Annotated in this window: 1 protein-coding gene; it reads left to right on the top strand. The window is 59.4% G+C overall.

Annotated features, from left to right (window positions below):
• Window positions 1-387: bile acid:sodium symporter (locus SB764_RS38590; protein WP_410866548.1), on the top strand; the 387-nt coding region annotated here is incomplete at both ends.

Below are 387 nucleotides of genomic sequence, written 5' to 3'. Positions count from 1 at the left end.
CCTTTGGCCTTTTCCCGCTGCTGGGTGTGGCGATCGGCTTCATTCCCGAGAGTATTCTGCCGGCGCCGCTCTATATGGGCGTCCTGTTTCTCTGCGTCCTGCCGTCAACGGTGCAATCGTCGATCGCCTTCACATCCATGGCAGGCGGAAACGTGCCTGCCGCAATCTGTTCGGCCTCTGCATCGAATATTTTCGGCATGTTCCTGACGCCGCTGCTGGTCGGTCTGCTGTTTGCTGTCGGCGGTCATGGCGGCGGATTCTCGCTGGATGCTTTCCTGCAGATCTTCCTGCAACTTCTGTTGCCGTTCATTGCCGGTCAGGTGCTGCAGCCGTGGATCGGCGACTGGATCAGGGCGCGCAAGAAATTGTTGTCCCCTGTCGATCGCG

It is taken from the genome of Paraburkholderia sp. SIMBA_027 (assembly GCF_046535315.1).
Classification (GTDB): domain Bacteria; phylum Pseudomonadota; class Gammaproteobacteria; order Burkholderiales; family Burkholderiaceae; genus Paraburkholderia; species Paraburkholderia tropica.
The sequence above is the reverse complement of the archived record's forward strand: the minus strand, read 5'-3'. Positions and strand labels throughout refer to the sequence as shown.